Origin of the sequence: Micromonospora sp. WMMD967 (assembly GCF_029626165.1) — a bacterium.
Lineage (GTDB): Bacteria > Actinomycetota > Actinomycetes > Mycobacteriales > Micromonosporaceae > Micromonospora > Micromonospora taraxaci.
This window is the reverse complement of record NZ_JARUBK010000001.1, coordinates 5,828,531-5,854,145: the sequence shown is the minus strand read 5'-3', so window position 1 is coordinate 5,854,145 and position 25,615 is coordinate 5,828,531. Positions and strand designations below refer to the sequence as shown.

22 protein-coding genes are annotated in these 25,615 nt (G+C 69.4%); 11 read left to right on the top strand and 11 right to left on the bottom strand.

Features of this window, described 5'->3' with window-relative positions:
- Positions 1-34 precede the first annotated feature (34 nt).
- From O7631_RS26350 to O7631_RS26325, 6 genes are all read left to right on the top strand, one after another.
- Complete coding sequence (locus O7631_RS26350; RefSeq protein ID WP_278146740.1) at positions 35-2,068, top strand: hypothetical protein; 2,034 nt, start codon at positions 35-37, stop codon at positions 2,066-2,068.
- A gap of 166 nt (positions 2,069-2,234) precedes the next feature.
- Entirely contained in the window at positions 2,235-3,284 is a 1,050-nt protein-coding gene (locus O7631_RS26345) for an NBR1-Ig-like domain-containing protein (protein WP_278146739.1), read from the top strand.
- Between the two features lie 198 nt (positions 3,285-3,482).
- On the top strand, positions 3,483-4,346 hold the full coding sequence (locus O7631_RS26340) for a peptidoglycan-binding protein (protein ID WP_278146738.1): 864 nt from the start codon (positions 3,483-3,485) through the stop codon (positions 4,344-4,346).
- A gap of 34 nt (positions 4,347-4,380) precedes the next feature.
- A complete protein-coding gene (locus O7631_RS26335) occupies positions 4,381-5,265 on the top strand; it encodes a peptidase inhibitor family I36 protein (protein WP_278146737.1) in 885 nt (294 codons plus the stop codon).
- A 6-nt stretch (positions 5,266-5,271) separates the two neighbouring features.
- Entirely contained in the window at positions 5,272-6,195 is a 924-nt protein-coding gene (locus tag O7631_RS26330) for a SpoIID/LytB domain-containing protein (protein WP_278146736.1), read from the top strand.
- Between the two features lie 182 nt (positions 6,196-6,377).
- Complete coding sequence (locus tag O7631_RS26325) at positions 6,378-7,673, top strand: GAF domain-containing protein (RefSeq protein ID WP_278146735.1); 1,296 nt, start codon at positions 6,378-6,380, stop codon at positions 7,671-7,673.
- Between the two features lie 11 nt (positions 7,674-7,684).
- Here O7631_RS26325 and O7631_RS26320 read toward each other — a convergent pair whose 3' ends face one another.
- Together O7631_RS26320 and O7631_RS26315 are read right to left on the bottom strand one after the other, a co-directional pair.
- Positions 7,685-9,340, bottom strand: coding sequence for an RICIN domain-containing protein (locus O7631_RS26320; protein ID WP_278146734.1), 1,656 nt, complete (start codon positions 9,338-9,340; stop codon positions 7,685-7,687).
- Between the two features lie 29 nt (positions 9,341-9,369).
- Entirely contained in the window at positions 9,370-10,788 is a 1,419-nt protein-coding gene (locus O7631_RS26315; protein ID WP_278146733.1) for a family 43 glycosylhydrolase, read from the bottom strand.
- A gap of 435 nt (positions 10,789-11,223) precedes the next feature.
- Here O7631_RS26315 and O7631_RS26310 point away from each other — a divergent pair, with 435 nt between their 5' ends.
- Positions 11,224-11,625 (top strand): nuclear transport factor 2 family protein, encoded by a 402-nt coding sequence (locus O7631_RS26310; RefSeq protein WP_278146732.1) that lies wholly within the window; start codon positions 11,224-11,226, stop codon positions 11,623-11,625.
- 74 nt (positions 11,626-11,699) lie between these two features.
- A complete protein-coding gene (locus O7631_RS26305; protein WP_278146731.1) occupies positions 11,700-14,558 on the top strand; it encodes a DNRLRE domain-containing protein in 2,859 nt (952 codons plus the stop codon).
- 22 nt (positions 14,559-14,580) lie between these two features.
- On the opposite strand, the gene O7631_RS26300 is transcribed toward O7631_RS26305, so the two are convergent.
- The 9 genes from O7631_RS26300 to O7631_RS26260 form a co-directional block, all read right to left on the bottom strand.
- The gene (locus tag O7631_RS26300) at positions 14,581-15,087 is read right to left on the bottom strand and encodes an SRPBCC family protein (RefSeq protein WP_278146730.1); all 507 of its coding nucleotides are present in this window, start codon (positions 15,085-15,087) and stop codon (positions 14,581-14,583) included.
- Positions 15,084-16,343 carry a sigma-70 family RNA polymerase sigma factor gene (locus O7631_RS26295; RefSeq protein WP_278146729.1) on the bottom strand — a complete coding sequence of 420 codons (1,260 nt, stop codon included), beginning with the start codon at positions 16,341-16,343 and terminating at the stop codon, positions 15,084-15,086. The genes O7631_RS26300 and O7631_RS26295 overlap by 4 nt, the downstream gene beginning before the upstream one ends.
- The gene (locus O7631_RS26290; RefSeq protein WP_278146728.1) at positions 16,340-16,696 is read right to left on the bottom strand and encodes a YciI family protein; all 357 of its coding nucleotides are present in this window, start codon (positions 16,694-16,696) and stop codon (positions 16,340-16,342) included. The genes O7631_RS26295 and O7631_RS26290 overlap by 4 nt, the downstream gene beginning before the upstream one ends.
- 151 nt (positions 16,697-16,847) lie before the next feature.
- Positions 16,848-18,086 carry an MFS transporter gene (locus O7631_RS26285; protein WP_278146727.1) on the bottom strand — a complete coding sequence of 413 codons (1,239 nt, stop codon included), beginning with the start codon at positions 18,084-18,086 and terminating at the stop codon, positions 16,848-16,850.
- 108 nt (positions 18,087-18,194) lie between these two features.
- Positions 18,195-18,941, bottom strand: a complete 747-nt coding sequence (locus tag O7631_RS26280) for an aminoglycoside phosphotransferase family protein (RefSeq protein ID WP_278146726.1) — start codon at positions 18,939-18,941, stop codon at positions 18,195-18,197.
- Positions 18,942-19,067: 126 nt separating this feature from the next.
- Positions 19,068-19,352 (bottom strand): hypothetical protein, encoded by a 285-nt coding sequence (locus tag O7631_RS26275; RefSeq protein WP_278146725.1) that lies wholly within the window; start codon positions 19,350-19,352, stop codon positions 19,068-19,070.
- Positions 19,353-19,364: 12 nt separating this feature from the next.
- Positions 19,365-20,207: a hypothetical protein gene (locus O7631_RS26270; RefSeq protein WP_278146724.1), complete on the bottom strand. Its 843-nt coding sequence runs from the start codon at positions 20,205-20,207 to the stop codon at positions 19,365-19,367.
- Positions 20,208-20,430: 223 nt separating this feature from the next.
- Positions 20,431-21,444, bottom strand: coding sequence for a hypothetical protein (locus O7631_RS26265; RefSeq protein WP_278146723.1), 1,014 nt, complete (start codon positions 21,442-21,444; stop codon positions 20,431-20,433).
- A gap of 84 nt (positions 21,445-21,528) precedes the next feature.
- Complete coding sequence (locus tag O7631_RS26260) at positions 21,529-22,338, bottom strand: IclR family transcriptional regulator (protein ID WP_278146722.1); 810 nt, start codon at positions 22,336-22,338, stop codon at positions 21,529-21,531.
- A gap of 218 nt (positions 22,339-22,556) precedes the next feature.
- On the opposite strand from O7631_RS26260, the gene O7631_RS26255 reads away from it, so the two are divergent.
- The 3 genes from O7631_RS26255 to O7631_RS26245 all read left to right on the top strand — a co-directional run bounded on the left by O7631_RS26255 (position 22,557) and on the right by O7631_RS26245 (position 25,607).
- Positions 22,557-23,750 carry a sugar ABC transporter substrate-binding protein gene (locus O7631_RS26255; protein WP_278146721.1) on the top strand — a complete coding sequence of 398 codons (1,194 nt, stop codon included), beginning with the start codon at positions 22,557-22,559 and terminating at the stop codon, positions 23,748-23,750.
- Positions 23,751-23,826: 76 nt separating this feature from the next.
- A complete protein-coding gene (locus tag O7631_RS26250) occupies positions 23,827-24,780 on the top strand; it encodes a sugar ABC transporter permease (protein ID WP_278146720.1) in 954 nt (317 codons plus the stop codon).
- The gene (locus O7631_RS26245) at positions 24,777-25,607 is read left to right on the top strand and encodes a carbohydrate ABC transporter permease (protein WP_269679596.1); all 831 of its coding nucleotides are present in this window, start codon (positions 24,777-24,779) and stop codon (positions 25,605-25,607) included. The genes O7631_RS26250 and O7631_RS26245 overlap by 4 nt, the downstream gene beginning before the upstream one ends.
- Positions 25,608-25,615: the final 8 nt, after the last annotated feature.

The following is a 25,615-nucleotide window of genomic DNA, read 5'->3' as shown; positions in this document are numbered from 1 at the left end:
ATCGATCCGCCGCCCTGCGTCGAAGGAGATGCGTGTGACCACTTCCCGAGGGCTCCGTCTCGCCGTGTCCGTGCTGGTGACCGCAGGCGCCGTCCTGCTCGGCACGGCTGCCCCCGCGGCACCGCCAACGACTCCCGGAGCGGCCGGACGTCCGTCCTGCGACCCGATCGACCCGACGGCGTGCCTGCTGCCGTTCCCGAACGACTACTTCACGGTGTCCGACCGGACCAGCCCCACGGGCAAGCGGGTCCGGCTGGCGGCCTCCGCCATGCCGGCCAACGTGCAGGGGACCCCGATCGACCCGACCGAGTGGAACCGGCAGGACGGGTTCAGCCCCGGCTCACCCATCCTGGTTCGGGTTCCCGGCCTCGACGCGGCGGCGACCGGGATCGCACCGGTCACCGACATCGGCCGCTCGCTGGCACCGGACGCGCCGATCGTCCTGCTCGACGCGCGCACCGGGAAGCGCACGCCGTACTGGGCCGAGTTGGACGCGCACGCGGTCGGCCAGCCCGACCGGCAGGTGCTGATCATCCGGCCGGCGGTGGTGCTGACCGAGGGCACCCGCTACGTCGTCGGCCTGCGTGGCATGCGCGACGGCACGGGGGCGACGATCCCCGCGCCGACGGCGTTCACGTCGTACGTGACAGGTGCCGGCCTCGGCCGTCGGGACAGTCGCGTCCCGCAGATGAAGCGGATCGTCGCCGACCTGACCAGGGCCGGCGTCAAGCGGCACAGCCTCTACCTGGCCTGGGACTTCACCGTCGCCAGTCGGCAGGGCCTGACCGGGCGGATTCTGGCGATGCGGGACAGCGCGTTCGCCGCCCTCCGTCGGGCCGCGCCGTCGTTCACCGTCAACCAGGTGACCGACTACGCCCCGGAGCAGGACCCGCTGATCGCCCGTCAGGTGACCGGCACCATCGGCGTTCCGTCATATCTGACCGGCGACGGCGGGCCCGGCTCCCGGCTGCACTACGGACCAGCCGGCGGGCCCGGGACGCCGCGGACGCCGGACGCCCTGCCCACTCCATCCGGCACGACACTGGCCGCGGACTTCGTCTGCACCATCCCGCGCAGCGCCACCGCCGCCAAGCCGGCTCATCTCTCGCTCTACGGCCACGGCCTGCTCGGCAGGCCGACCGAGGTCAACGCCGGCAACGTCAGGACGATGTCGAACACCCACAACTTCACCTTCTGCGCGACCAGCTGGATCGGCATGGCAGCGGCCGATGTTCCCTACGTGGCCGGCACCTTCACCGACCTCAGCGCCTTCCCGGCGGTGGCGGACCGCTTGCAGCAGAGCTTCCTGAACTTCCTCTTCCTGGGCCGCACGATGATCCACCCGGGCGGGTTCGCCGCCCACCCGGCGTTCCGCGACGCCACCGCACGGCCGCTGGTCAATGTGGAGGGCGGGCTGCACTACGACGGCAACAGCCAGGGCGGCATCAACGGCGGGGCACTCACCGCCATCGCGCAGGACTGGACCCGTTCCGTGCTCGGCGTACCGGCGATGAACTACTCCACGCTCCTGCAACGCAGCGTGGACTTCGCCCCGTTCCAGACGGTGATGGACGGCTACTACCCGGACAAGGCCGACCAACAGCTGATCCTCGCGCTGCTGCAGATGGTGTGGGACCGATCCGAGGCCAACGGGTACGCGCAACACATGACCGACCGGCCGCTGCCGCGTACCCCGGCACACCAGGTGCTGATGCACGTGGCCTTCGGCGACCAGCAGGTGTCGCCCGCCGCGGCCGAGGTCCAGGCACGCACCATCGGTGCCCGCCTGCACACCCCGGCCCTCGCCGACGGCTGGTCCTCGGACGTGCGCCCGTACTGGGGGATCGCGCCGATCCGCAGGTACCCGTACACCGGTTCGGCGATGGTGGTCTGGAACAGCGGCGCGGCTCAGGCGCCACCGCCGACCAACCTCGCACCGGCCGGGCCGGAGTACGGCGACGACTCGCACGAGTTTCCGCGCGCCCAGGCCGGCGCCCAGAAGCAGAAGGCGATGTTCCTGCTCACCGGCAAGGTGGTGGACGTCTGCGCCGGTGGGCCCTGCCCGTGAGGCGGTGACCGAACGCGGCCCGGCGGGGGGACCGCCGGACCGCGTTCGGTGGTCCCTCAACCCGCGGTGTCGTCGATGCACCACATTGATCGCCGCCAACACCGGTTCGATAGCCTCTGACACGCTCTGACAACGCCTGACGGCGCCGTCTGACATGGGGGAGTGGATGAAGGACCAGCGTGCCGCAACGGATGGAGTTCAGGACCGATCGGCCGCCGGTAGGTTCGCCGAACAGTTGCGGGCACTGCGAACCGCGGCCGGGGACCCGTCCTTCCGCAAGATGGCCGGGCGATCGGGCCGAATCTCGCACACGACGTTGCACGAAGCCGCTGCCGGCACCAGGTTTCCCTCCTGGGAGACCACCCGGGAGTTCGTCCGAGCCTGTGAGGCGGACGAGGCCCAGTGGCGACGACGGTGGGAGGAGGCGCAGCGACCGGCCTCGGCCCACGGCATCGCGGACGCCAGCGCCGCGTCGGACGTCGCCGAGCCCGGGTCCGACGGCGCCGACTCGGCGGACGTCGGGGCCGAGCCCACCGCGATCGGCGCCGAGGCGGCCGGCAACCCGGAGCCGTCGACGACCCACGGGCGAACGGTGACGGGTGACGCGCTGTCCTCGGCGGAGCATCGGAGCGACCTGCGGGTCGCCGGGTACCCACCGGTCGAAGAGGATGCCGGAGCGCGCAGGAGCCGCTCGCCGTGGCTGGCCGCCGCAGCGGTGGTGATGGTGGTGGCGGTGATCGCCGTCCTGGGCGTGACCCTGCGGGACTGGTCGTCGCCGGACCGCTCCGGCACCCCTGTCGCATCGGCGTCCTCGGCCGCATCGCCGTCACCGTCGTCGTCGGCCTTCTCGGACTCGTTGATCGCCGGCGACTCGAGCAAGTTCGTCGCGGACGTCACCATCCCCGACGGCACGCGAGTAAAGGTGAACAGCCAGTTCGTGAAGGTGTGGGCCCTCGCGAACGTGGGGAAGGTCGTCTGGCACAACCGTTATCTGGCACGGACGAACCCGACCGCCGACGCGGACGGTTGCCAGGTGCCGGATCGGGTGGCGATCGGTGACACGCCACCCGGCGAGCAGGTGATGATCAGCGTTCCGGTCACCGCGCCGAGCCGTCCCGGGAAGTGCTGGGTCAGCTGGAAGATGGTCGACGAGAACGGGCAGGAGTTCTTCCCCACCCGTCGACCGGTCTACTTCATGGTCACCGTCACCGCCTGAGCGCGCCCGCGAGCGGCGTCGCTGTGCGACCGCCGCACTGTCAGTCCCGGGCGCCCCCAAGCTGACAACACCGCATCCACCCAGGTCGGAGACGGCCTGACAAATCTGACAGCCCGACGGGGTACCGAACAGCAAGCGCCTCCTCGCACTGTGATGTCCGTTCCCAACGCGACTCACGACCTACGAGGAGGATCGACAGTGCGCCGTCCCTGGTTGAGCGTCGGGCTCGCCGCGCTCTGTGTGGCAGCGAGCGTCCCGGCCCACGCGTCGGCCGCGACACCCGACACCACCGCCCGGCGGGCCGTCACCACAGCGGCGCTGCCGGTGGTGGACATGGAGGCCACAGTTCTGGCCGCCCAGATCGACCCGCGTCGCGCCGACAACACGCTGACCCCGGGCGCGAAGAGTTCCGTGCTCGCCGTGGAGCAGGCGCTCCAGGCCCGGAACCTGCTCGACGCGCAGTGGGTCGACGGCTACTTCGGCACCGTCACCATCTCGGCGTACGCGGCGTACCAGCGCTCGCTCGGCTACACCGGCCTCGCCGCGAACGGGCTGCCCGGCACGACGTCGCTGACCACGCTCGGGCAGAACCGGTACACCGTCCGCAACCCGATCGGGCCGGGCGCCAAGGTGCCGCGCGACGGGCAGGTCGTCAACGCCCGTACGCAGGCCATGCTCACCGAGGCCCAACGTCTGCTCGGGTACGCCCTGGTGCTCGAACAGGGCTCGTACAACCCGGGGGGTGACCCGACCTCGGCCGGCACCCATGACGGCGGTGGCGTGGTGGACATCGCGGTCACCGGCATGACCGCCGCCAAGCGCACCGCCGTGGCCCGAGCCCTCCGCCGGGTCGGCTTCGCCGCCTGGGTGCGTAACCCGAGCCAGGGTGACTGGCCGTGGCACATCCACGCCACGGCGATCAACGACACGGACCTGTCCAGCCAGGCGCAGCACCAGGTCGGGGACTACTACCTCGGCCTGAACGGCCTGGCCAACCAGGGCCCCGACGACGGCCCCCGGATCCCGATCAGGACCTGGGAGCAGTACCAGCGCGGGCAGTGACCCGCACCCCCTCACCGTTTCCGGAAAGGACACCATGAACATCCGTAGGAGCCTCGCCGCCGCCGGTGTCGCGCTGGCCGCGACCACCTCGATCCTCAGCGTCGCGTCGCCCGCGTCGGCGGCTGCCCGAGACGGGGTCTGCGACAGCGGCGAGTTCTGCTATTACTACAACAGCGACAACGCCGGATCGGTCTCGGACTTCACCGGTTCGCTCGACGACTACGGCACCGAGCAGCCCTCGTGCTACGACTTCAAGGGCGCCGGCGCCGGCAAGGGCCTGTGCATCAAGAACGAGGCCGCCTCGGTCTGGAACCGGAGCACCAAGACCGTACGCGTCTACTACAACAGCGGATACGCCGGTTCCTACCAGGACTTCGCGGCCGGCGCGAAGGGAAACCTCAACGCCACGCTGAAGAACAACAACGCCTCACACCAGTTCTCGCCGTCGACGCGTACGAACCTGTCGTACGCCCTGTACCAGGCCAGCGGTGGCGCGGTCACGTGCGGCTTCGACGGGTACACGACCACGCCCGGCCGGCACGAGGGCATCGACATCGCCCGCAGCGTCGGGTCGGACGTACGCGCTCTGGTCTCCGGAACGGTCACTTACGTCGCGCGGGGCAACACCGGCAGCGGCGGCCTGTCCACGATCTCCGTCTACAACTCCTCGCTCAACAAGACGGTGATCTACCTGCACACCGCACCGAGGTCCGGGGTGAGCGTGGGCGACGCCATCAGCAAGGGCGAGATCATCGCCGACGAGTCGTGGCACGGGGTGTCCTCCAGTTCGGGCGCGCACACCCACGTCGAGGTCCGGGCCGGCCGGCAGACCCACGCGGCCGTCAGCGTCGGCGATCCCACCCTGGACAACGCCGACCCGACCGCGTTCTGGAACGCCCAGGGCTACAACGAGAGGTAGGACGCCGTGAACATTCGTAAGGGCCTCGCCGTCGTCGGCGTTGTCCTCGCCATGTCCACCTCGATCCTGAGTGTCGCCTCGCCGGCAGCGGCGGCCGTACGCGACGGAACCTGCGACAGCGGCGAGTTCTGCTACTACTACAACAGCAACCAGGCCGGCTCGGTCTCCGACTTCACCGACTCGCTGGACGACTACGGCACGACCCAACCGACCTGTTACGACTTCAAGGGCACGGGCAACGGCAAGGGCCTGTGCGTCAAGAACAACGCCGCGTCGGTGTGGAACCGGACCGGCAAGACCGTGCGGGTCTACTTCAACAGCAACTTCGCCGGTACGAGCCAGGACTTCGCGTCCGGCGCAATGGCGAACCTCAACGCCACGCTGAAGAACAACAACGCGTCACACGAACTGCTGAGCGGACCGACGGGGTGCAGCACCGACGGCACGAACAGCAAGCTGCCGAGCACCATCCTGGTCTACCGGGTCGGGCTCGGACGCGTCGACCGGGTCGACTTCAAGACGTACGTCAAGAACGTCCTCCCGAACGAGTGGATCACGAGCTGGCCGAACGCCTCGCTGGACGCCGGTGCCGTGGCCGTCAAGAGCTACGCCTGGTACTGGGCGTTGCACTCGACCCGCAAGACCCCCGGCGGACAGTGCTACGACGTCCGTGACGACACCGGGGACCAGGTCTACCGGCCGTCGTCGGCGCAGGCCTCGACGTCCTCCGCGGTGGACCGCACCTGGTCGACCCGGCTGACCCGGAGTGGCAACATCCTGCGGGCGCACTACTGCGCGACGACCACCGCCTGCGGTGGCTGGGTGGACGGGGACTGGCTGTCCCAGTACGGCTCCCGTGACCTCGCCAACGAGGGTCGGACCTACCAGGCCATCCTGCGCTACTACTACCGCGACGTGGTCGTCTCCTGAGGCCTCCCGCCGACCGTGCCGCCCGCCGCAGATCCGCGGCGGGCGGCACGCCCATGTTCCTGGAAGCGCCGCAGCGGCGTCCCGTAGGTTGGTGACGGCGAGTACGCGATGGACAGGGACAGCCGGTCGCGGCCAGAGGGTCGTCGATCTGTCCTCGGAGCTGACGAGAGGCGGACCACGACATGACGGCGGTATCGAGTCATCGACCGCCGGCCGGGGATCCGGCGGTCGCCGGGCGGGGCGCTGCGGAGGAGGATCTCCGGGCGTTGTTCGGGCAGTCCATCGCCGTGTTCGCCCTGTTGGTCGGGCCGATGCACGTGGTGGAGTCGGCGAACCAGGCGTTCTTCGACACCATCGGTCAGGAACGGACCCACACCGGCGTGCCTCTGGTGGACCTGATGCCCGAGCTGGCCGATCAGGGCATCATCACGGCGCTCGATCGGGTGTACGCCACGGGTGAGCCGCACGTCGGGCGTGACGTCCGGGTCGTGGTGGGCACCGGTCCGCACGCGCGCGAGACGTTCTTCGACGTCTCCTACGAGCCGCGCCGCACCGCCGACGGCCAGGTGACCGGGGTCCGGGTGCTCGGTGTGGAGACCACCCAGGTCAAGCACGCCCAACGGTTGATGACCGAACACCGGGCCCTGCTGGAGCAGATCGCCCGTCAGGCGCCCCTGACCGAGGTGCTCGACGGGATGGCCCGCTGCATCGAGGACCTGGCACCGGAGGAGGTGCTCGTCTCCGTACTGCTCGCCGATCCCGACGGCCGGCACCTGCGCCACGGCGCCGCCCCCAGCCTGCCCGACTTCTACAACCGGGCCATCGACGGGATAGCCACCGGCGAGGGCGTCGGCTCGTGCGGCACCGCCGCCCACCGCCGGGAACCGGTCATCGTCACCGACATCACCACCGACCCGTTCTGGGCCGACTTCCGGCAGTTGGCCGACCAGGCCGGTCTGGCCGCCTGCTGGTCCACGCCGATCCTGGCCCGCGACGGCGGCCTGCTGGGCACCTTCGCCATGTACCACCGCACCCCGCGCGTGCCGCAGGACACCGACCTCGCTCTCATCCGGGTCTTCGCCGGCACTGCCGCGCTGGCCATCGAGCGTCACCACATCGAGGAGGCGAAGGCGACCGCCGAGGCACGGGCCAGGTCCGCACACGACGAACTGGCCGCTGTGGTACGCGTGGAGCGGGAGCTGCGCGCCGAGGCCGAGCGACGCGCGGCCGCCTCCGCCGACCTCGCGGCGCGGATGCGTGCCGCCGCGGCCGCGCAGGCCGCCCGGCCCCATCCCGAGCACTGCCAGCTCGGTGATGCCCCCGGATGCACGGCACCCGCCGAGATCAAGATCGCCGACTCGTGGGGTGACTCGGCGTGGGGCTGTGCCGCGCACGTCGAGGAGGCCATCCTCAACGTGCGCTCGGTGTTCATCGCCAACGAGGAACTCGGTGGCCTGGCCGCCTACCTCAACCGCTGACCCGACACCCGTCAACACCAGGTCAGCGTCGAGTTGACGCGCGTGACGTTGCTGATGGTGTTGTTGGCCCCACCGCACGGGCTCTGGGTGATGTTGGTGCCGCTGACGGTCAGGTTCTGGAACCGGATGCCGGAGGAGATCGGGAACTCCGTCCGCGCCGCGATCCTTATCTCGCCGCCGCCCGTCACCGTCCCGGACACCCCGGCAATGACGACGTTGTAGCAGTTCTCCACCAGGATCGAGTTGTTCCCCGTGTTCGAGATCGTCACCCGGTCGATGACCGCGCCACCGGACTCGGACACACAGAAGATCCCCCGGCCACCGCCGGACGCGATCACGGTCCCGACCCGGATGTTGGTCGGGTACGAGTTGCCCACCCGACCGTTGCGGTTGGCCATCCGGAACGCCGCGTAACCGGTGCCGGCCCCGGCGTTCTGCGCGTCGACGGTGCCCACCGTGGCGTTGATCGTGTCGTTGAGCAGCAGCCCGGAGTCCCTGGTGTTCCGTGCCGTGACCGTGCCGATCGTCAGGCCGTCCACGCCGTACGTCTCCACCCCGTGGGTACCGGTCCCCGACACGTACACGGTGTCGATGCGGACGTTGCGCACCTTGACCGCCCGATCCCCACCATGGTTGTCGATGCGGATGCCCAGGCCGGCGGAAAGTCGCATGTCGATCTGCCCGAGGGTCAGGTTGTTCACGTTGCGCATGAAGATCCCGTACAGCGGCGACCCGGTCAACGTGAGGTTCTGCACCTCGACGTCGGTGGTGCCGCGCGAGTACACCGGCGCCTGGTCGCCCGAACCGGACCCGGTCACGTTGATCGTGCCGCACACCGCCAGCGTCGTGTACGACGGCAGGGACAACCGCGAACCCGCGCTCATCGACCCGGAGCCGCGCACCACCACGCGCTGCTTGGACGTCCGACCCGCGGACAGTGAGTTGACCGCCGCCTGCATCGCCGACAACATGTCCCCGCCCGAGTAGACGGTCGAGGAGCCGTTGCGGGCCGTCCAGGTGCCTCCGTTCAGGACGGCCTCGGCGTTGGTCGACCCGCTGCCGCAGCCGGTGGTGGGTGGCGTGCTGCCGCCGCCCACCGCGACCAGCTGCCACTGCTGGTTCGGGCCGTTGAGGTCGGCGTACTGACTGATCCGGCCGCCGTCGGCCGTGGACCGCTCCCAGACCTCAAGGGCCTTGGCGGAGTGGCGGTTGATGAGCCGGACGTAGCCGCTGTCCGAGTCGAGGACCTGGAACTGCTGGTTGGCGCCGTTGAGATCGGACCACTGGCGGTACTCGGCGCCGTCGGCCGTGTTCCACTCCCAGAGGTCGACGACCTTGCCGCTGTGCCGAGCCTTCAGGCGGTAGTAGCCACTCCCGGACGAGACGAACTGGAACTGTTGCCACGCGCCGTCGTTACGGGACCACTGCTGGATCACCGCGCCGTCGGCCGTCGAGGTGTCCCGGACGTCGAGGACCTTGCCGCTGTGCCGGTTGACCAGGACGTAGGAGGCGTTGGTGTCGATGCTCGCCGCGGCTGCCGGCGGCGCGCCGACCAGTACGGCACCGGCCGCGCCGATCAGCGTGGTGATCACGGCCAGCACCAGGCCGGTACGTCCCGCACGGCGGACCGGCCCGGCGCTGGACGGTGTTCTGGTGGTGCGGAGCATGGTTCCTCCTGTCTGGTGGTAGGCGGCGGCTATTCGCTGTGGAAGGTGGCGGAGCCGCGCTCGGCGGTCGAACTGACGGCCTCGATGTAGAGCAGCCCGTCGCGGTGACGCACGTACCGTCCGGGGAAGTTCTGCGATTCCAGGGAGAGCCCGGAGCTGTCGGCCAGGCCGGCCCGGCGTTGGAAGCTCGCGTCGTTGCCGAAGAGGGACGACCCGTCGTTCTTCTCGACGTACAGCGCATAGCCGCGGTGCCGCAGGTAGTAGCCGGGGAAGTTGGTCGACTCCAGCGACACCGATCCGCCGCCGGCGAGGCCGCCGACGATGCGGAACTGGGAGTCGGCCAGGTTGGTCACGTTCGGCTCGATCCGGGCCCGGTAGTCGTAGTGCCGTACGTAGCTGCCGCTCAGGTCATGTGCTCGCAGCCGGACCGGGGTGGCCCCGTCGGGCACCGGAATGCCGAAGTTCGGCGTGCCGTCGGCGTTCCAGTACAGCTTCTGGAGCCTGGTCCGCCGGTTCGGGTCGTTGAGCGGATCGCCGCTGATGTCGCGGTAGTTGCGGTCGTGGTAGACGAGGATGTCGCTCTGCCCGTCCTCCGAGACGGTGAAGGAGTTGTGGCCGGGGCCGTACTGGCCGGTGGCCGCGTTGCTGGCGAACACCGGGGTGGGGCTCTTGCTCCAGGAGGCGGCGTCGAGCAGGTTCGCGGTGGCGGAGGCGGTCAGCATTCCGAGGCAGTAGTTGGCGTCGGTGGCGCTGGCCGAGTAGGTCAGGAAGATGCGACCGTTGCGCTGGATGACCGCCGGGCCCTCGGCGACGCGGTAGCCGCGGGTCTCCCAGTCGTACGTCGGCACCACGAGGCGGGTCACCGTGCCCGTGATCTGCCAGGGGTTGGCGCCCATCCGGGCGAGGTAGACGTTGGAGTTGTTGGGCATGCCCGGTTCCTGCTGTGCCCAGGTCAGATACCGCACCCCGTTGGCGACGAAGGTCGAGGCGTCCAGGCTGAAGGTGTCCCAGGGTGTCGTGATCCGGCCGCGTTCGGTCCACGAACCGGTCAGCGGGTTCGCGTTGGCGTTCTCCAGCACGTACATCCGGATCCGCCACACGTCATCGGTCCGGCCGGCGGCGAAGTAGACGTACCACCGGTTGTTGATGAAGTGGATCTCCGGTGCCCAGATGTGGGCGCCCATCTCTCCGCTGGCGTGTCGGTTCCAGATCGTCTGCTCCGCCGCCGTCGCCAGCCCTTGCAGGGTCGTCGCGCGTCGTAGCACGATCCGGTCGTACTGCGGCACTGTCGCGGTCATGTAGTAGTAGCCGTCGGTGTGCCGGACGATGTGCGGATCGGCTCGCTGGTTCACCAGCGGGTTGGTGTAGTTCACGGCTGGTGCGGCCTGCGCCGGGCCGGCCACCGGCAGCCCGGCCGACACGGCGAGCACCACCAACGCGGCTGCCACTGCCGACCGTAGGCGTCCACGGCGGCCGGCTGGCGCGGAATGAACTGCTGGGCAGATGACCGGACCGGTGCGGGGGAGTGGCAGCGACATCTGTCCTCCGTGCGGTTGGTGAGCGTCCAGACGACGCCACCCGAGGGGACGGTCGACCTACGGCATCCCGCCAGGAGGAAGCGTGAGCGGGCAGGGGAAACATGACGATGGCGTTACGTCGAGGTGGCGAACCAATGTTCGCGTTAACATCGACGTGTGTCAAGGTCTGGCGGTCCTGGGGCACCCGAGCGCGTCACCGGGGGCCGGCGCCCAACTCCACCAGCCTGTCCTCCAGTCCGTACGCGATGCGCAGTTCGCGGCACTTTACGGCGGCGTCGGCCGTTGGTGACCTGCGGCTTGTCGGTTTCGGCTGCCCGCGGCCGGCCGAATGGCACAGTGAAGTCCATGGACAGGAAGCACGTCAACGACTGGCTCGCCGCCTACGAGCGGGTGTGGCGGACGCCGGGCACCAACGACCTGGTCACCCTCTTCACCGAGGACGCGAGCTACCAGCAGGGACCGTACTGGACGCCCGTCGTCGGCCTGCCGGCCATCGCCCGGATGTGGGAGAAGCAGCGCAAGGGTCCCGACGAGGTCTTCCAGATGACCAGCGAGATCGTCGCGGTCGAGGGCGACACGGCGGTGTCGCGTCAGGAGGTCCGCTACGGCGAGCCGGTCGAGCAGGAGTACCGCGATCTGTGGATCATGCGGTTCGCCGACGACGGGCGGTGCCGGTCGTTCGAGGAATGGCCGTTCTGGCCGGGTCAGCAGCCGGCCAACCCTGCGGATGGCTCGATCGAACAGTGAGCCGCTGAGGGGCAGCAAGAAGCAGCGATCATGGCTAGCATCCTCCGGCGATCACATGTCATCGGGGGAGAGTCATGCGCCGTCGTACGATCCTGCAATGGCCGCTGCTGGCCGGGGCCGCTGGTGCTTTGCCGATCTTGACGGCGAGTCCCGCCCTGGCCGCGGGAACCCGCCCGTGTTTGCTCGTCTCCGGCACTGACTTCGACAAGCTGCGTGGCCGAGCCGCGACTGAGCCCTGGAAGAGTTGGAAGAGCGCAGCGATCAGCCGGGCCGGCTGGGATATTGTGGCGGGCCCGGACGCCAGCGCCCGCTCCAAGCGCATTGCCGAGATCGCCAGCTACTCGTCCCTGGCGTACATCCTGGACGCGGCTGAGAACGCCCCGGTCCACGCCCAGAAAGTCCTCCAGATGGTGGGCCGCCTCCGCCAGGAGATCTCCACCCCCGGCGTGATCAACAAGACGCAGTGGGGCGGCACCGTCCCACCGGCCAACGCCCTGTTCCACCTGGTGCTCGGGTTGGATGTCGTCTACGCCGCGCTGACGTCGAGCGAGCGAGCTACCGCAGAGACCCAACTGGGAGAGATCGCCGCAATCTTCGCTGACTTTGCCTCCTTCCCGAGTTGGACGGCAGCGCCGATCGGCGCGTACGGCACCTGGCTCGCCTATCGGGTGACGGGCGGCGGGGACACCGCGGACCTGGCGGCGCTCGGCAGGACCATCGGCGAGCTCGAAAAGCACCTCCAGTCCGTCATGGGCAAGAGCGGCGCGTACCTGGCCGCACCCACGTACGTCGGCCATCGCCTGGGTTCGCCGGGCGACCGGGACCCGAAGTCCTACTTCGTCGATGTCCTGAGCAGGGAGCCAACGCTCTACTCCGGCGTGCCCGGATACCGCAACTACTACCAGGACCCGCACTACCAGGAGGCGATCGAGTTCTACGCCGGCTACCTCACCACGCCGGTGACCCGTCGGCTGCCTCGCCGGAGACTGACCGCCGAAGCCAACGTCACGGTGCGCGGTGGGAAATACGCCGCAGATCCAGGCGAGTCTGGTGGGCTGCTGCACGCGAAGGTGGACGAGCCCGACTTCACCCGAGAGTGCTACCTGCGCTTCGATCTCGGTGACCTGACCGCTGACCAGGTCGTCACAGTGCGGCTCCGGCTCTACGTAAAAGAGGTTGGCGCCGACGGTTGCCGGTTGGAGGTCTCGCAGGTGGGCGACGTGTGGCCGGAGAATGTGAGCTGGAGCGGTCGGCCGGCCGCCAAGGCGTTGCTGGGCACATGGATTCCCCGCACCAGGTTCGTGGCGGAGTTGGACGTGACGACGGCTGTCCGGGACGCGCTGACGACCGGCTCCCGGAAGTTCTCCGTCGGCATCCGATCCACAGTCGCTGGTGCCGAGCGGTTCGCCCAGCTCTTCTCGCGGCAGCCGAACACCCCCGACGAAGCCAATTCGGTACCCAGACTTCTGGTCAACACCACCACCGATGTCGTCGCCCGCGACGAGTACACCTTCGGTGACAGCGCGACGATCGGCGGCGCGGTGTCGCGCTCCGCCCGTACCTACAGCGCGTACAGGTTCAGCACGGCGGCGGGGTCAAACGCGGCCTGGAGCCTGAACCGGGTCACCATCGCGCCGCTTCCGATGATGACGACGTATGCCCTGACGGCTCAAACACCATCGCCCACCGTCGCCGTGCCGAGCCGGGTCTTTCCCGACGCGGGTGCGTGGTTCTTGCAGAACAGCCACGACCAGCGGGCGCTCGCCGGTGCGCTGTGGAACGCCGTCAAGGACGGCGGCCACCAGCATCGGGACACGAACTCGCTGCACCTGGCCGCCTACGGCGAGCATGTGTTGCGCAACTCTGGTTACAACGGCTACCCCTATCCGGCTGTCGGCTTCACCTACGCCCAGATCACGGACCTGGCCGTGCTCAGCAACACCGGGCTCATCGGTTATGAGCCGTCGTTCGCCGATTTCGCCCCACCGAGTCTCAACAATCACGTGAGGACGTACGGCGCTGGCATCGTCGAGGACCTCATGTGGGGTGGCGTCGACTACGCCACCGGCGACTCCGGCGGCGCGCTGCCCAACGGCCGGCACCGGCGCAGCCTGGTGTTCGTTCATCCGAACACCGGCACGCAGGGCTACTGGACGGTCTTCGACGAGTTCACGGAGGTGAGTGGCGCGGGTCCGGTGGGGCTGGCCTGGCATCCCAACTCGGCCAGCGACCCGGCCGCGGACCCAGCGATGGCGGACTACACCTTCCCTGTCGATGTGGACCCGTGCACCGACACCGGGGTGAAGCTCACCGCGTTCCTCGCCACACCCCCATCCCAGGTCCACGTCAAGAGTGGGCCACTGGCCGACTGGACCGACGGGCACCTCGGGAGGTACCTCTACGTCACCTACCCACTGGACGCCGCCGCCCGCAAGAACGCCGTTACCGTGCTCTTTCCCTCTGACGACGTACACCCGAAGGCTGCGATGGGCCGGGTTGGCGGAACCGGCTACTCGGGTGCGTCCATCACGCACACCAGTGGCCACACCGACTACGCGATCGAGTCGAATGGCTCTCCCGAGATAACCATCGGCAACGTGACGTGGCAGGGGTGGGCTGCCTGGTATCGCACCACGGGCGGGGCCGCCGCCGACACGGTTGACGTGACCAATTACCTCGTCCGCAAGGGGCGCACGCTGCGGTGGCGCGAGTACGGCTTCGAGACCGATTCGTACGTCAGCATCCTGGCAAAGGGCCGTGGTGGTCAGCTGCTGAACACGACGGGTCGCGACATCACTGTCACCTTCCACCATCCAGGGCTGAGCCTCGTACGCTTCGGTGGCAAGCCCGCCGCCTCGCCGGCTTCGGGATCCGGCTGGCGCTCGGTCATCGTCCCCACCGGGAGGGTGGTCTTCGAACTCGTGACAACCTAGGGCACCCGCGGCAACCGCCACCTCAGTGGCGCACGGTGAGGCAGGAGGCCTCCAGTCGTTCCAGCGTCGCGGTCATGCTCGTGATCCAACTGCGGCCGTCGTCCATCGCCGCTCGCTCGTCGGCAGGCAGTGGGGAGCAGTCGTAGGTTTCGGTCACGATGGTCGCGGCCGGGCCGTCGGGGGTCAGCTCGAAGGCCCACCGGTGTCCCCACCGCCGCAGCGGGGTGGCACCGGGTGCGGTGTCCGGGTGACCTCGGCCCGGTTCCGGCGTCCAGCCGATGCGCCGGTTCACCTCGTACTCGACGACGTGGTTGTTCATCTCGTAGTCGCCGTAGGGCGAGTAGTACATCCGCATCACGAAGACGTCGCCGACCGCGCCGATCGGCCGGTCCGACACGGCACCGCGCAGCATCCCGGAACCGTCGAGTTCGGTGTGTCGGCGCGGGTCCGCGAGGATCCGGAAGATGTCGGCCGCCGGTGCGGCGATCCGCCGCGACACCGCGACGGGTTCGATCTGACCACTCGTCATCGGTACGTCTCCTCCAGATCGGTCGACGCATGTCGGTGGATGTCGTCGAGCCGGTCGGTCAGGAAGGCCCGCTCGACCGTGTTGTGGGATTGAGCCAGCGCCTCCCGGTAGGCGTCCGCCGCCGCTGCCCATCTGTCGAGTCGGCGCAGGAAGTCACCACGGGCGGCGCTCAGGTAGCCGTAGGTGGCCAGGGCTGGTTCGGCGAGCAGTGGTGTCAGCGCGTCGAGACCGGCCTGCGGACCGTCGCGCAGACCGACGGCCACGGCCCGGTTGAGCTCTACCACCGGAGAGGGCCAGAGCTGGAGCAGGACGTCGTACAACCCGACGATCTCCGCCCAGTCGGTGTCCTGCCAGGTCGGTGCCTCGGCGTGCACGGCGGCGATGGCGGCCTCCACGGCGTACCGGGTCGGCGGCCTGCGGCTCAGCGCGTCGGTCACCAGGGCGACGCCTTCGCCGATGAGCCGCCTGTCCCAACGTCCGCGGTCCTGTTCGGAGAGCAGTTGCAGCCGCCCGCTGGGAGACAGCCGGCTGTCGTCACGCGCGTGGATGAGCAGCAGCAGCGCGAGCAGGCCGCTGATCTCGGTGTCGGTCGGCATGAGCAGGTGCAGCATGCGGGCGAGGTTGAGGGCGCTGTCGACCAGGTCACGGCGGACGAGGTGCGCGCCGCTCGGCGCCGTGTGGCCGGTGGTGAAGATCAGATAGAGGACGTCGAGGACGGCGCTGACGCGTTCGGCCAGGTGGTCGGGCGACGGCACCCGGTACGGAATGCGGGCGGCGCTGATCTTCTTCTTGGCCCGGGTGATCCGGGCGGCCATCGTGGGTTCCGGCACCAGGAACGCGCGGGCCACCTCCGCCGTGGACAGACCGCACACCAGCCGCAGCGTCAGCGCGACCTGAGCGTCGCGGGACAGGGCCGGATGACAGCAGGTGAAGACCAGCCGGAGCCGGTCGTCGTCGAGGCCGTCCTCCGGGCCGGGCACCGACTGGTCGGTCACCAACAGCGGTAGGGCCCGACGCAACACCGACTCGCGGCGCAGCACATCCAACGCGCGGTTGCGGGCGGTGGTCGTCAGCCATGCGCCGGGGCGATCCGGGATGCCGATCTGCGGCCAGACCCGCAGCGCCTGCGCGTAGGCGTCCTGGGTGCACTCCTCGGCGAGATCGAGGTCCCGGGTCAGCCGCGCCGTCGCGGCCAGCAACTGGGCCCAGTCGCGGAGGTGCGCCTGCGCGACCGCCGCGACGACCTCGGCACTCATCCGTGATCGACCACCGGACGGATCTCCACTCCGCTGTGCCCGGCGGAGACCTCGTACAGCCGCGAGGCGAGACTTATCACCTCGTCGAGGTCGGAGGTTTCGACCAGGTAGTAACCGCCCACCGCCTCCTTGGTCTCCAGGAACGGCCCGTCGGTGATGGCCAGCCGACCGTGTGCGTCGCTGCGTAGGCTGGTCGCGACGGCTGCCGGCTCCAACTGCTGGCCGTCGAGGACGGCCGAACCGGCTGCTGCGCAGAAGGCGCCGTGGGCCTCGTCGCGCTCCTGCATCTCCTGCGGCGACATCGCGGCCCACTGCCGCTCGTCGCCGTGGATGAGGATCAGGTACTTCGCCATGTCGCGCATCCCATCGTGTGGGGCCCGGTCGGCCCGCCTACCTCACCGACGAGTCAACCCGATCCCGGATCGACAGACGAGGGGACCGATGTGTGTCGCGGGCACAGTCGGTCGGCGGACCAGACACCGCTGCGCGGCGTCCGCGCGCCGTTCACACCCGGGCGTCGACGGGCTTCGGCACCGTGTCGAGCGGCAGGTCGCGCATCCGACGGATCGGGGTCGACAGATAGATGATCGGGGACAGCACGGTGAGCGCCCCGAAGAGCAGCAGGGTGGTACGCGCGCCGAGCTGCCCGGCCAGGACGCCGGCCAGCAGACCGCCGAGCGGGATGGCGCCCCAGGAGACGAACTTGACCGTGGCGATCACGCGGGACAGGAGCTCCGGCGGGCTGGCGAGCATCCGGTAGGTGCGGGTGGTCACGCTGAGCACCACGGTGGAGCCGGCGAAGACGAGGTTTCCGGCGGCGAAGGCGACGTAGGCGGCGGTGCCGGTGCCCAGCGGGATGACGAGAGCGCCGGCCACGCCGACGAAGGCCGCGATGATCAGGCCGCGTGCGGTGCCGACGCGGTCGGTGAACCGGGTCGTCAACGCGGCGCCGATGAGCGTGCCGAGGCCGTCGGCGGCAAGGAGCAGCCCGACCAGGAACGGCGATGCGTGCAGCTCCCGCACCAGGTAGAACGGGAAGAGCGCGAGCATCGCGCCGTTGACGAAGTTCGTCGCGGTGGCGTCCCACATGGCCGGCCCGATGATCGGGTGGCGGAGCACGAAGTGCCAGCCTTCCCGGATCATCAAGACCATCGGCGGCCGCTCGGTCGGCCGCTGCACCGTGCGGGCCGGGAGGGTACGCAGCAGCACTGCGGAGACCAGATAGCTGACGGTGTCCACGAACAGCGTCGGAACGGCGCCGAGCACCTGCACCGCGAGGCCGCCCAGAGAGGGCCCACCCAACTGGGTGACGGCGTGGGTGCCGGAGTTGAGGCTGTTGCGTGCCTGCAACTGCGCGGCGGGCACGATCTCCGGCAGGAAGGTCTGGTTGGCCACGTCGAACAGCACGTTGGCGAAGCTCACGACCAGTGCGACCCCGACCAGTTGGGCCACCGTCAGGGCGTCGAACCACCAGGCCAGGGGGACGGACGCGATGGCCAGGGCCCGGATCAGGTCCAGGGTCACCTGCATGCCGCGCAGCGGCACCCGCTGCACGACCACCCCGGCCGGCAGGCTGATCAGGAGGTACGCGAGATAGCCGGCTGCCGTGATCAGACCCATGTCGAAGGCTGACGCGTCGAGGACGGTCAGTGCGGTCAGTGGCAGGGCCACCCCGCCGACCGCCGAGCCGAGGTGACTGGTCGTGCTGGCACCCCACCAACGCCAGAAAGCAGTGAGTCTCATAATGGAACTCACCATAGTGGTTGGCGCGGATCCAGGTGACCCCGCCAACGGAGCTGTGGGCGCGCGAGGTGACGGCCCTCGATGAAAACGGAGCGAATCGCCAGGTGCCTACGGTTCCCGCATCCGGGATCTGAGCACGTCCAACTCGCACCCCGGCGCGTCCGGATCGAAGCCGTGCTCGATCAGCCAGTGCGACGCCACCAGGCTGCGCAGTGACCACCAGGCGCGGATCACGTCCCGGTCCACGTCGGTGCCGTAGCCGGCAAGCAGGTCGTCCAGGCGTTCCTCGTGCCCCAGCGTCAGAATGGCGAGGTCGAACATGGCGTCGCCGGGCGCGGCCTCGGACCAGTCGATGACGCCGGTGACCTCGTCGCCGTCGACGAACACGTGGGTGATCTGCAGGTCGCCGTGGATGAACACCGGTCTCCACGGCCGGAGCGCGGCCTCGGCGATCTCGCGATTGCGGCGGATCACCTCGGCTGGCAGAACGCCGTTGGCGAGCAGCCACGCGCACTCGTCGTCGAGCTCCGCCGCCACGTCGTCGAGCCCGCGACCCGGCCACGGCGGCAACGGCGCGTCGTGCAGCCTGCGGATGGCCGCGCCTGCCGCGGCCCATGCCTCCGCTGACGCGGCAGACGGTTCGCCGAGGAGGCCGAGAGCCCTGCCGGGCACGGCGGCGATCGCGAGCACCGGCGGCTCGTGCCACAGGATCGCCGGGGTCGGTACCGGTGCCAGGGCCATGGCCCGTACCTCGATGTCGGCGTGCGCCGGATCTCCGTCGACCTTGAGGAACACGTCACCCACGCGCAGCGTCGCGCGCTGCCGGTGGGCGACGACGACTTCGACCGCTTCCATACCGGCCATCCTGGCGCGGATGGTCGCGGATGTCGCCGGACTTTGCGGGTGGTGGGATACCGCCGGTCTCCGTCGGCTGCGTCGCACGAAGCGCCCCGTCCGCGGTGGACGGGGCGCTTCGTCGTGTCAGTCGGACTGCGTGTCGGAGACCGATCCGTCCTCGCCGCTAGTCGACGCCGGAGCGCGTGCTACCTCGATCCGGGGCGACCGGTCCGGCGGAAGGTGGGCGAGGTCGGCGATCACGACCACGTCCACTTCACCATCGATCATTCTCTGCTCGACGGTCTCCCAGGGTGCCCGGACGATTCCCTTCAACCGGTAGTCGTGGTGCCGAAGGTGCGACAGGCACACTGCGACGGCAGGCTCCGACGGTTCGATGTCGGCGGGGATCCAGATGACAGCTATCTCCATGATCTCTCCTGATCAACGTCGTGGACGCGGCTGGGTGATCAGGAGTTGCTGTGGCGGTGGAGGGCCCCGCTCCACGGGCCTGCTGGTGGCGCGCATGTCGACGGCAGCCACGGTGAGCCCTCGGGACAGCGGTGAGATCGGTGGCGGACGTTCGGCAGCCGAGGTCGGCGCGTCCACGCCGCTGGCGCCGAACCCGCTGGGTGCGGTGGCCAGCGCCAGCGCGAATGCCGGCGGGCCGGAGTCGGGGCGGACGGGCGGGCCCGGAATCGGCGCTGCTGCTGCGGCCACCGCCGTCGGTGGCTGGGACGCCGACCGGGTCCGGCTGCCGCCGACGCCGTTGAGGTCGCCACGGGACACCGTCACCGTCGTGGCCGGCGATGGCGCGGACGACGGCGGCGGCGAGGCAGGGCGCGCAGCGGGGGAGGCGGCGCGGGCGGTGGGTGACGGTGACGGGCGAGGCGTACGAGGCAGGTCGGGGACGGCGGTGGGAGGTGTCACCGACGTCGTGGGCAGGGGGAGTGCCGGCAGCGGAATGGACGACGGCAGCGGCAGGGGAACGGCGGAGGGCAGCGGCAGGGGGATGTCGGACGTCAGTGGCAGAGGAACAGCCGATGGCAGCGGTAGGGCGATGGCCAGGGGCGACTCGACCACGCGGGACAACAGCGCCTCGACGATGGCCGGCGAGGCTGGGTTCGGCGGGGCTGGAGTCGGCGAAGCAGGGACGTGCGCCGGGATGAGGCCGGTCGGCGACGGCAGTGGTGTCGGCTCGTGCGCGTGGGCGGGGTCGGCGCCCAGGGCCGCGCCGAGTGCCGCCGCGCCCAGGGCCACCGCGGGCAGACTGTGCGTCAGACGCATCGGGCGAGGGCTGCGGGACGTCGTGTCGCCAACTCCGCTCGGCCCGGTCCTGCAGGCCGGTGTCGCTGACCGAGCAGTCGCCCGTCGCCTCCCGCCGTTCGTTCCATGCGCGGGTTCTTGCCCCCGCCAGACGCGGGCTACACCTTCCGTCGATGAGTAACCCGCGGGCGATCGGGGAGAGAGTCCTCTGTGGGCCGATGGCCACCCACCAGGCAGGTCCCGATCACCAGGGCTCGGCGTCTGCTGGCGTCGGGGGCGGCTGCCGGAGGGCGTCGTCGATGATCTCCGGCATCCGGCGGGCCACCCCGGCGACGAGGTCCGCGACCTGGACGCGCGGGTCGTCGCGGGAGTCGACCATCACCAGCCCGGCGAGCGGTGACACACCCACCGGCAAGGCCTCCGCCGGTCCGGTGCCCGCCGCCCACCTGCCTCCGTCGGCCAACACCCGCTGGAGGCGGGTCAACCGATCGGCCGTCAGGGCGCTCTGCTCGTCGTGGGTGACCAGCACCTGCCGCCGCCCGCCGCTCCAGGACAGGACCGTCTCGGCCAGCGCCGGCAGCAGCGGTTCCAGCGGTGGTGGAACCGACCGGTCGTCGTTGTCCAGCCTGCTCAGGACGGCCCGCACGTGGTCCGGGTCGAGCCCGTCGAGGATCTCGTCGGCCTCCGGGCCGAGGCGGTGTCGGAGCAGCGCGTCCCGGGCCTCGAAGAACCGCTGCACCGTCTGGTGGACCGGCAGCCGCCGCTTCATCCGGACACAGTCGACGAACGCCGACAGGAAGGCGTCCCAGTCGCTTCCGATCGAGTGTCCGGCGGCGTGTAGGGCGAGGGCGGCCGGAAGGTGCTCCCTTGCCAGGCGGGTGCCGGCCGCGTACGACGGCTCGACCAGGAGGAGGTCGACGATCCGGGTGACGAGGAAGAACTCCTTGTCGATCACGTGGACGTGCGTACGCCCGGTCAGCTCCGTCCGGAGCCACCCCAGGGCCTCGTCCGCACCCGAGCCGCGCAGGAACCGCCCCGACTTGAGTTCGTGTGGGGAGAACCGGAAGCCCGACCGCAGCGCGGTGATGAGCGCGACGGCCTCGTCGACGGTCAGGTCGACACTCGCGTGCGTGATCACCGGGGCGGTGGATCGCAGCAGGTTGGTGCCGGAGAATCCGGACTCGTCGCAGGCGATCTCCACGACGGCGCCGACCACCGCGTCCCTGAGCGGCATCCCGCCCTGAAGTGGTGACCTCACACCCGGGTTCCCGCCATACCGACCATGGTCACCCGTGCACCCACTCGGAACAACCCGATTGCGGGGCGGGACGTGGACAGCGGGTCAGCGGGGTGAGCTGAGCAGCCGGTCGCCGTCCTCCGAGTCGTCCGCGCCGGCGGACGGCGTCGGGGTGTACCCCCACTCGGACGAGATCTGGTTCGCGGCCTCCAGTAGGAGCGGCAGTGCCTGCTTCAACGTGTCGAGGCTGGCGATGACCTCGATGGCGGTCATCGAGGCGGCGGCGATGACCTGCCCGCGTGAGTCCCTGACGGGTGCGGCGATACACCTGACGTAGGCGTCGTGTTCGCCGTTGTCGGTGGCCCAGCCCTGCTCGCGGATGCGGGCGAGTTCGGCTTCGAGGGATTCCTGGTCGGCGAAGGTGGTGTCGGTGAACCTCTCGAACACGACGTGGGAGAGGAGTCGGTCGCGCTCTGCCGAGGGCAGGTAGGCCAGGATCGTCTTACCGACGGCGCTCGCGTAGATCGACACCGCGCGTCCGACCCGCGACGGCAGCTTGACGGCGTCGAACGCCGGGCTGTCCACCTTGTCGATATAGATGATCTCGTCGCCGGTCAGTTGCGCCAGGTGGACGGTGTGGCTGGTCTCCCGTTGCAGCGACCGCAGGTGTGCTGCGGCGAACTGACGCAGGTCCATCGAGCCGAGCGCGAGTTCGGACAGTTCGATGACCCCGCTACCGAGCACATAGGTGCCCGCGCCGGTGCGGCGCACGAAGCGGGCGGACTCCAGTGTCTGCAGAATGCGCAGGGCCGTGGACTTGTGGACGCCGAGCACGTCCGCCGCCTCGGTGAGCGACAGCGGGTGCTCCGCCGATCGACGGATGAGGTCGATCGCACGGCGAATCGATTGCGCCAAGGCCCTGTCTCCCCTCGCTGCGCCGGTCTGGTGCCGCCGCTGCCATTGCGTATTACGCAATATAGTTCACGCGATGCGCAATCGCTACTTGACACCGTTGCACATGACGCTACGATCGTTGCAATTTAATCGGTACGACGCTGACTCGTAACAGTGGAGTAACTATGGGTAATCGACGCGCTCGTTTCGGCATTGCCGGTGCGACATGTGCCCTCGGAATGGTTGCCGCCCTCCTGACCGGCTGCGGCTCCGACGGTGGCTCAAGTGACGGCGTCACCAAACTGACCTTCGCCGCCTCGACCTTCGGCGACCCCGGCCGTGGGCCCCAGCTGACGAAGTGGCTCGACGAGTTCAACGCCAGCCAGGACAAGGTCCAGGTCTCCGCCGCCGCGGTGCCGTACCCGACCTTCGGCCAGACGGTGCTCACCCAGATGGGCAGCGGCAAGGGCCCCGACCTGGTCCGCTTCGACATGCCCGAGTTCGAGGCCGCCTCGGACGCCGGCCTCGTCGCACCGCTCGACAAGATGATCGACGCCGGCAAGTACGACCTGCTCAAGCAGCCGGACCAGTTCATGGTCCACGACGGTGTCCGGCACGGCGTCATCTTCGAGGCGTCGAACTACGCGATGTTCTACAACGCGGATCTGATCCCGACGCCGCCGACCACCTACGAGCAGTTCGCCTCCACCGCCAAGTCGCTGACCAAGGGTGACGTCTTCGGCCTCGCGTTCCGGCAGACGGAGGCCGAGGAGGCCGGCGTCTGGCAGGACATCTTCAACTACGTCTACGGTTTCGGCGGCGCGTGGTCCGACGGCAAGAACCTGACGATCAACTCGCCGGAGAACCTCAAGGGCCTGCAGGCGTTCAAGGACCTGTACGACGCCAACGTCATCCCGCGTGGCGCCGACGCCGCGACCTTCCGGCGGATGTTCGCCGAGGGCAAGGTCGGGATGGAACTCAACAACGGTGGATACGTCACCGCGACGCGCGGTCAGAACGCGAAGTTGAACTTCACCGTCGCGCCGATCCCGTTCCCGGTGCGCAAGCAGGGCGCGATCCTGGCACCGATCGTGATCAACGAGGCGAGCGAGGGCAAGGACGAGGCGGCCACCTTCATCAAGTGGGCGTTGGAGCCGCAGAACCAGGTGAAGCTGCAGGAGATCCTCGGCGCGAGCAGCGTCGCCACCAACACGCAGCGCAGCGCCGAATCGCTCAAGGCGACCCCGTTCCTCCCCGTCTTCGACGGTCTCACCGACACCAGCCTGCCGCAGATCGTCCTCGGCTTCGAGGCCAAGACGCCGGACATCCGCAAGGTGGTCGTGCAGAACGTGGTCGCGGCACTGCAGGGCAAGGCCGACCTCAAGTCGGCGCTGGACCGCGCCCAGCAGCAGGCGACCGACCTGGTCCGCTGACCGCTCGACACGGCGACGCCGCCGACGCGACGATCCGCGCGTCGGCGGCGTCCTTCCCCCCAGAAGGACCGATCCGATGACTGTGGTCGAGCAGACCGGAGTACCGAAGACAACACCCTCAGGCCGGCCCCGGCGTCGGCCCAGCCCGCTGGGTAGCAAGTGGACGCCGTACCTGTTCCTGGCACCCGCCGCACTGTTCATCCTCGTCTTCCAGGCGGTACCCCTCGTCCAGGAGGTGTACCTCAGCTTCACGAGGACGAGACTGCTCAACCCCACCCGCAGTGAGTGGGTCGGGCTCGAGAACTTCAACCGGATCTTCGGCGACCCCGAGTTCCACCGCACCCTGCTGATCACGGTCGTCTACGTGATCACCTGCGTGGTCGTCGCGATCGGCGCCGGACTCGGCGTCGCGCTCCTGCTCAACAGGAAGTTCCGTGGCCGTGGCGTGGCGCGGGCGCTGGTCACCGTCCCCTGGGCCGCGCCGGGCATCGCGGTCGCGCTCATCGCCACCTGGATGCTCAACGCGCAGTACGGCATCGTGAACCGATTCCTCGACGCGATCGGGCTCGGCGTCCCGGGCGGCGCCATCCTCGACAGCCCGCGCTACGCGCTCCCGGCGGTGCTCGCCACGACCATCTGGCAGCTGTTCCCGTTCACCTCCGTGGTGCTGCTCTCCGCGCTGCAGTCCGTGCCGCAGGACCTCAACGAGGCCGCGACGGTGGACGGCGCGGGCCGGTGGGCCACCTTCCGCGCCGTCACCTGGCAGGTCATCAAGCCGACCGTCGGCCTGCTCGCCCTACTGATGACGATCTGGTCGCTGCGCCGGTTCGAACTCATCTGGCTGATGACCAAGGGTGGGCCGGTCGGCGCCACCGAGACGCTCGTGATCGACCTCTACTCGCAGGCCTTCGACTCGAAGGAACTCGGTTCGGCGGCGGCCATCGGCATGGTCGGCGTCGTCATCTCGCTCATCGTCGTCATCGGCAGCCGCCTGGTCGCCCGTGCCGTGGAGAAGGGGGACGTCCGATGAGGCGCTTCCGTTTCGGTATCACCGCACGGATCGTCGCCGTGCTCGTCGTCCTGGGTGTCGCGGTGTTCCCGCTGTACTGGATGTTCGTCACCGCGCTGTCGAGCAACAGCGACCTCTTCGCCGATCAGCCCCGGCTCACGCCGGACCTCGGCCAGTTCGGGGTCTTCGTCGACGCGTTGGCCGAGGGCAAGGCCGCCGGTTGGCTGCTCAACAGCCTGATCATCGCCGTCGGCACGATGGTGCTCTCCGTCGGCCTGGGCATCCCGCTGGGCTACGCGTTGTCCCGGTTCTCGTTCTGGGGCAAGGCCGTGCTGACCGTCGTACTGCTGTTCACGCAGATGCTTCCCGAAGCGCTCATGGTCGTCCCGCTGTTCGCGCTGTTCCGCCGCTTCGAACTGCTCGACTCACTGACCGGCCTCGTCCTGGTGAACTCCGCCTTCGTCCTGCCGATCGTCGCGTTGATCCTCAAGGGCGCCATCGACGGCATCCCGAAGGAGCTGGAGGAGGCCGCGCGTGCCGACGGGGCCCGGCCCTTCACCACCCTGACCCGCATCAACGTGCCGTTGATCGCGCCGTCGATCGCGGCGACGGCGGTCATCGCCTTCTTCCACGCCTGGAACGAGTACGTGTTCGCGGTGACGTTCATCTTCAACCCGGACCTGCAACCGGCGTCCGTCGGCATCGCGAACTTCATCGGCGAACTGGGTACACCGATCCAGACGGTGATGGCCGTCGCCTTCCTGTTCACGCTGCCGGCCGTCGCCTTCTACCTCCTGGTCCAGAAGTACGTGGTGTCCGGCATGACCGCCGGCGCGGTGAAGGGTTGAGCCGAAAC